This window comes from Halorubrum sp. 48-1-W, from assembly GCF_003287355.1.
GTDB lineage: Archaea > Halobacteriota > Halobacteria > Halobacteriales > Haloferacaceae > Halorubrum.
Genome location: NZ_QMIM01000044.1, coordinates 21,187 through 28,237, shown reverse-complemented (window position 1 = coordinate 28,237; position 7,051 = coordinate 21,187). Strand labels below are relative to the sequence as shown.

The following is a 7,051-nucleotide window of genomic DNA, read 5'->3' as shown; positions in this document are numbered from 1 at the left end:
CCGTGGAACTCAGGCTTCAGAAACAGCTAGCCGAGGATGCTTTGTGAGGTACTGAGACTATCTCGTCACATAGTGCCCCGAGAACGTACTGCTGTTCGTGTTGATTGCTTTCTGTATAGTAACCTCTCCATAGGTTTGTCCATCCGAGTGGTGGACGTCATCCCACTTAGACCGAATTCGATTTGAGTGGCGGAAGCATTCATCCATCAACTGTGCGTCCTCCCTACACCAGAACGCGAGATCTGAGACAAATCCGAGGTCAGCTTCTGAAGGAGACGAATGGCCTGCGCTCGAGCTAGAAGGCGAATTCCACTGGTTTAGAGTTCGTTTCGCCTGTTTGGAGTCACTTTTTGCGTACTCCTCGATTGTGTGTCGAATATCCACCACGCTGAGATCTGTAGAATTACTGGATACGGAGTCTAGATCGAATGTAGAGGAAGACACCTTGGATCCATCTGATTCTGTTCGCTCAGGCAGATATTCTCGCTCGAGGTCAGCTACGATATCCCCAGCATCTTCTCGAATGGCTCGGTTATCCGTGCTCTTCTCACTGGGATCGTAACAATTCCCTGTCAACACGACAAACTGATCGCGATCGAATATCTCGATCTTACCAATGTCGCCTAGAGTCCCCATTTCGCTCCGTTCGGTGGAGCGTGTTCCTTCCGCTATCAAGTGTAGACCCTCACCGGACCGGCTCCACTCTGTGTAGGTACGTAGTTCCCGAACTATCCTCTTGGCCTCTTGAGTGATGTCGACCGAGTCCTCTGGAACGATATCGTCTAGATCAACGATCACGAATGGATCGTCTGGTTGGAGGACGTACGCAAGCTCTCCAATATACTGCTTCGAGAGTTTTTGAGCGATATCCACCGGTAGCTGATTCTCCGGGAGGTTCCACCCGTTGCTCGGCCGGATCGGGGCCTTGTCTTTAGTGACTATCCACTGCGCTCGCTCGCGAAGAGTTTCAGGCACAGACCCCAGACCGTGTTCTCTCGGTGGTCTTAGTCTTCTCATCTGGTATCCCCTCCGTACTTGCGGAACACGTAGCTGATTAGTGACTCAACTTTCTGCTGATCGAAGTCATGAAGGACTTCTACCGCTCGGTTTACGACCCAACAGTCTTCAGCTTCTTCAGGATCATCACACAGCTCGAGTAGAGCGAACCCGACGCAGGCACCGTCAGCACCGTTGTAGTGTCTGCTGAATCCATATAGATCGCGTTTGAGCACCTTTCCAAGAGTTATATCGCGCACCCACTTGGGTATGTCACAGCTTTGGAGGATTGCGTCACAGCGCTTCCAAGTCGCATCTTTTCGGACAGCGTCCTTCCTCCGCGAGTCTTCATACGTTTGCCCGCGACCCATTTGATAGACCCACATCCTATCGTAGTTGAGGTTGCTCGAACTGTCAGCCTCCTTTGCTCGAAATGTTGTCCGAGCAGAGCTTCCGGTGATGCCGGCGGTGTTAGTTGTTTGATCCCACCGTTCTCCGGTGTGGATCATATCTGCGTGCTTGTAGATGATCTTACTTTCTCGCTCTCGGAGTGTTGATCCCTCACTGTAAGAGGGTCCGATGTGTTTGGCTTCGCCAACTCGAGCGGGAGAGTTTGTGTCCGGTACGTTTTCTTCTTCTGCGATTTTCGTATTCATATCATCGCATGAATGGCTGCCAACAGTGCTCTAGCTCGTTTGAGATCCAGGTGATTCTGTTCTGTCAAGCATTCAGCTCAATATCGGAGCCTATGCTAGACTACTGGGAGCGAGCGAGCACAGTTGTCTGAGCAGCGCGACACATGCGACAGTACCCGAAACGAACTGCCAACGAGTCGGGGATTGACTACAGTCGATCATTGATCGCCTCCAACTAAACTGTTTCCCATATGGCGCTAGCGTGGTGCTATTTTGTTCGAATTTTTATATAGCCAGCAAAAGATCTCTTTCGAGAACCGGGGTAAGCGATCCAAAAATTCACGCTCTTTTAGAGCTAGGATCAGTCGATTAGACAGTCGCTCACTGAAGGTGATAAGAAGTGAAGGTGATAAGAAGAATACTTTCTGTCCACTGATATCCTTGTCATCAGTCACTCTCGTCGTCTCATGATATCCGAAATCGATCAACGCCAACTGATGGGTAAAGTAAACACCGTTTGGTAAACACTGTCCGACTCGGTGTGATGTGGTAGCAAATGAACTTGACAACCAAATTTCTCAAACTCAAGTTGAAGTGTCTCTCAGAGACGGATCTGTTCAGACGACACAAACATTAACCCACGTTATCGAGACCGTCTAAACAATACTTAAGATTGTCATCTCCACCGTAGTCAACGTCTATGTCGTGCGACTATTCCAACGAACAATGCTAGTTACGAAAGTAGCAGGCAGTCGTTCCTCACGCCGATTCCGTACGGCTCTCAAGGAGCCGATAATTCCCATGATATGATGTTCTGAATACGAGCTTACCATTATCTTTTCGGTAAAATACCCCAAACCCAAGGTCTCTAATCGTCCTACAGAATTGTTTACGGGTCTCAATAAGGTGCTGATTAGAATGACGTCCGCAACATTCACACTGATCCTGTATAATGTTTGAGGGCCTAGTAAGCAGAAATGGGCAGGTGAATAAGACCTTGTGTTTCCCTTCCGGCATTGTATGTTCGTATTTATTTGGATTTCCTTTCTCAATATTTTCTGAGAATGAGACAGGCTTGTCACCATAATGGTAGCGAAATAGCTGTGAGAACTCAATTTGTATCTTTTTTATACCAGTATGGATAAAGCTGATCAGTTCACTGTCTTCTGATCTGTAAGCATCTCCGAGCTTACACTCTATAAAGAACGGATTTGATAGTTCTGTGTTACCACCAGTCGGCATTTTATGACTAAGAGTAATATCGGGATGATTTCCGTCACCTGTAGAGTGCTTTGCCTCAAGTATGTATTCTCCTGTAACATCCGATGGATCACGCAAACTCCGCTTGAATTTCAATCCATCCAATTGATCTGTCAATTGTTTACTGAAGTCTTGTTCCGTATTAAATCTATTCGGCATCTCTTCGCGAATTAGCCATTGATCATACATTACATATAAGTGGAGAATAAGGATATAATTAATTATTCCCCTATTTTTCCTATTTGTACATAATAGATAAGAAATTCTTAGGGGAATGAGTAGTAATATGGATTCGAAGGTTCGAGTCCCACATGCGGACTTCAGCAGTTACCTGTATCGGGCTGATCACCTATAACGACGTCAACGTGTAGTGCCTCATGTTCGGCGTCACGGATCTTATTTAGACGCTCCTGAAAGCATCAGTTAGTGGCTATGACGAGTGAACAGAACTAATCCATGAGTGCTTCTTGACTCGATCTCGTGGTCTGGATAACGCTTGTAGAGGACAATCAGAATCGCGTCTAAAGTATCAATAGAGGCAGTTTTCTGACCTAGATGCCATATCGACGCCCAACATTCTAGCGACGCTATAGGGTATATGAGCGGATTTGAGATTCATAAGATCTGCGCTGGTTTGGCATATACCAGCCCATCTATTAGGATAATCTCCCGTAGTTATAATATACTCGAACTGTTTGGCATCTATCAATAGACTATGGCTCTCCAATACGACGGTGAAGATCGGATAACAAACTCAAATCGAACTGACTATCAAGTAGGTCATCGATTCCAGACTGTTCTTAGCACACTTCCAGACTCCTCGGTCCCTGAAGCAGTCGCGCTGTTAGGTATCCTTACCGGCGTACTCACCCCCATTGATGTCGATACAACTGACCACCGCGAAACAGCAGAGGCGATATCTGATCCACCGTCAGCTGAAGTTCCTATAGAGACAGTTAAAAGCATTCTCTGGCTGCTCGGAGAAATTCGAGAATCGATAGATGATGAGCGAAAACAAAAAATTGGGACACTACTATCCAAGTCAGGGCTAAATTCACCTGGAGAAGTTGATAACAAATCCGATCAATCTACTGATATTAATGATAACGACAATTCTACTAACTTCCATAGATCAACAACGGATACTGACGATGTGACCGATAATGAGGACGATGTAGGCGATGGTGATGACGATCTCAGTGATGACGCAGATGACAACGAGGATGATGTGGGAAACAGCGGGGATAACTACGAGTGCGAATTTTGTGATCAACCGTTCGCAGTGGAGAGCGCGCTCATGTCTCATCTTACGTCATGTGTTAGAAGACCAAACGGAGCACAATATGGATGCGACCAGTGTAATAATGCGTATAGTTCACAGTACGCATTAGATCGCCACGTAGAAGACGACCACAATAATGAGACAGCCCACAACTCGTTATATCACTGTTCACACTGTGGGAGTGAATTTGATTCCCATACGGACCTTCTCAGGCACAAGATCGTTCACACCAATCAGTCAGTCGCCGATAGTACTACTAATGATTCTTCAGATTCGACCAGCAAACACGAACCCAACGATGGCTTAGTAGCTCGGAATGATACTGGTGTAGTCGCGAATTTCCTTTCAGAGGAGAGATATGGATTTATTTCAACAAGCGAAGTGGAAGACGATGTATTCTTTCATGTAAGTGAATTTTCCGGTGAATTACCAGTAGAGGGCGACAGTGTTCAGTATGATATATATGGGACTGATCAAGGCTTCGAAGCAAGGAATGTAGGTCACAATCAGCGTAAGGAGCCGTCCGACGATCCATTCGCCAGCACGCGTACTCGCTGGGGAGACGACTAAATTTACGCGCTACTTCGCATTCCCGACGACGGATCCATCCGGCGCGATCGCGACCTGTGGCTTCGGCTGCTTCCTTATTCTCGACACTACCCCTAACCGTGTCATGATGGGTAGGAGACTGGGATGTAGAGTCGCATTGATACCGGACAAGATCCACCCGTCATAAGGACTCGACCAATAGTCATCAACCGGGCTGAGAAATGTAGATCCCATCGTGCGTCTCCTCTTCGAGAATTTCCGCCGTGAGCTCTTCAGCACGATAGGCATCTGACTCTCTACCGAACCACTGGATTGAGAGCAATCGAGTCGGCGGAAACATCTGCGTGAAGTTAGCACCATCTCCATTACCGACGGCGTGCTTCCAGAGACGATTTGGGACGACTGTGGAGACACCAACGTATATCAGTCGGTTGTTCTCCTGAGCATCGTCTATCCATGGAACGTCGTTTTGAAGACGAAGCTCTTCGCGGACTACCTTCTGAGTGACAAACTTCATCTGACACTCAAGAACGTACACCGCGTTGGTCTTCATCGTGCCGTCGGAGAATTGTTTGACAAGTTCAGCTACCCGCTTTCGAGTCACGTTGTGACAGAGACACTGGTCAGCACAGTTGCTATCGGGTTGCTTTTGGAGGGCAGAATTGATGCGCTCGGGGACAACATCGCGGACACGTCGGGCGAGCTCCCGATCGGTTTGGGAGCGAGACTTGGATCTTCCGTGCCCAAACATGGCTGGTTAAGATATGTACCCTAGCGTACAAAAGTATTGGCCGACCTGTCGTGGATTAGCTCAACAAGTTATGCTATACTTGTTAAATCCCCGATGCGCATAGTATATAGTGGAAGGAGTTGATGGGGTATGTCCGAACTACACACTAGTTTGATCACAGGGCGAACCACTCTTTGGAAAAGAAGAAATAGTTGTTACTGAATTCAATATTCATTATAGGAGAACCTTGATCGGTCAGAATCAATGTTGTTCGGTGTGTCACCGTCTGTTGAGAGAAGTATATTAGTTGTGTACGACCGATAGTGTCCTGACGAACACCCACCGTGTTCTCCCTGCTGTTCGTTCAATCAAATTGAGTGAATAGATGTATCTGAATCCTAGCCTCATAGAACAGAACAACACTAATCATAGGCACCTTGGTACTACTATGAGCATACTGATGGCATGTTCCTGCTCTGTTGAATCCGAAGACGGCACGGGGATCACGATCTCTGAAGAGGCGATTCTCTCGCCCTTCGTCATCGAGAAGTTGGATCGATCCACCCGGTGTTCTCGATCCTCATTCTCTCTGCCAAGATTCCATCTCTGAATTCTCTCGACACTGCTCCTAAACTGAGTACAGAGTGACCCGATCCCGACGCCTTCTGCGGATTCAACAGAGCAGTTTCTATCAGAAACAGTGTGCGAGATACAGAGGGTATATTCAGCAATCGCTCCCTATTGGTGTCCAGCGATTAATTGAGCCTGTATATTCAGCAGTTGATGGATGACTGCTTCCGAGCCTTCGACCGGATGCGTCAGAAGTGGGACGAGGGACACTCCTCTGATGGAGTCACGTCTGGGGAGATGACCATACTGAAAGTCTGTCGAAACAACAGCGACACCTTCGGCGAGAGTTACGTAGCGTGAGAGAGAGTTCGAGAGTTTTGATATCCAACACACCCGTGCTGTCTCGTCGGTCATCAACTGAGGTACACGGGGTGTTTCCCATATACGGCATCACTCGTTCAATCCCTCTATATAATCCTATTACAATCGGGCGCTATAGCACAGTAATTAGGACGATCTCATCTAATCTAGTTGTTATTTATCGGTAAGTACTTGTGTTATGTCTAACCATTTCTGTCTATGCCAGACAAGGAACGTCTCACCAAATTATTCGATACATTCGAAAAAGAAATTAAAGAAGCAACAAATACTAACGAAGAAGAATTTGTTCCAATACTAGGACTCTCAGAAGAGGATATCAAAGATTTACCGGAAGAAAATAAGCAAATATTTTATTCAGACGAAATTCCTACGTCATACGATGAGGATAAGCCAAAATACATTAATGTTCTCTCGTACGTTATTGACAATGGCCCAGTAACAAAGGAAGAAATACAATCAGAACCACCCGGTTCTGAAATACCCACACATAAAATCAATTGGATTATGAGAGTTCTTACTTCTAGGCAATTAGTAGAAGAGGAAGGTGACCATATAAAAATGTCAAGGGTTCTATCAAAAAAATTGGAATAATTGACATCCACTTCACGGAGATATTCCCAGATAGCACCTATCTCAAAGGTAGTCCCA

At 46.5% G+C, this 7,051-nt stretch carries 7 protein-coding genes; 3 read left to right on the top strand and 4 right to left on the bottom strand.

Annotated elements, in window-relative coordinates:
* Positions 1 to 57: 57 nt before the first annotated feature.
* The 3 genes from DQW50_RS17735 to DQW50_RS17725 form a co-directional block, all read right to left on the bottom strand.
* Positions 58 to 1,017 carry a hypothetical protein gene (locus DQW50_RS17735; protein ID WP_127341363.1) on the bottom strand — a complete coding sequence of 320 codons (960 nt, stop codon included), beginning with the start codon at positions 1,015 to 1,017 and terminating at the stop codon, positions 58 to 60.
* Positions 1,014 to 1,652 (bottom strand): hypothetical protein, encoded by a 639-nt coding sequence (locus DQW50_RS17730; RefSeq protein WP_127341362.1) that lies wholly within the window; start codon positions 1,650 to 1,652, stop codon positions 1,014 to 1,016. Before DQW50_RS17730 ends, DQW50_RS17735 begins: the two co-directional genes overlap by 4 nt.
* A gap of 738 nt (positions 1,653 to 2,390) precedes the next feature.
* Positions 2,391 to 3,080: a hypothetical protein gene (locus DQW50_RS17725; protein WP_127341361.1), complete on the bottom strand. Its 690-nt coding sequence runs from the start codon at positions 3,078 to 3,080 to the stop codon at positions 2,391 to 2,393.
* A 526-nt stretch (positions 3,081 to 3,606) separates the two neighbouring features.
* On the opposite strand from DQW50_RS17725, the gene DQW50_RS16505 reads away from it, so the two are divergent.
* Entirely contained in the window at positions 3,607 to 4,743 is a 1,137-nt protein-coding gene (locus tag DQW50_RS16505) for a cold shock domain-containing protein (protein ID WP_112080353.1), read from the top strand.
* 184 nt (positions 4,744 to 4,927) lie between these two features.
* Here the strand turns inward: DQW50_RS16505 and DQW50_RS16500 are convergent, their stop codons facing one another.
* Positions 4,928 to 5,275, bottom strand: coding sequence for a GIY-YIG nuclease family protein (locus DQW50_RS16500; RefSeq protein WP_112080352.1), 348 nt, complete (start codon positions 5,273 to 5,275; stop codon positions 4,928 to 4,930).
* Between the two features lie 960 nt (positions 5,276 to 6,235).
* On the opposite strand from DQW50_RS16500, the gene DQW50_RS18895 reads away from it, so the two are divergent.
* Positions 6,236 to 6,382, top strand: coding sequence for a hypothetical protein (locus DQW50_RS18895; RefSeq protein WP_394338598.1), 147 nt, complete (start codon positions 6,236 to 6,238; stop codon positions 6,380 to 6,382).
* A gap of 219 nt (positions 6,383 to 6,601) precedes the next feature.
* Entirely contained in the window at positions 6,602 to 6,994 is a 393-nt protein-coding gene (locus tag DQW50_RS17720; protein ID WP_127341360.1) for a hypothetical protein, read from the top strand.
* The last annotated feature ends 57 nt before the right edge of the window (positions 6,995 to 7,051 follow it).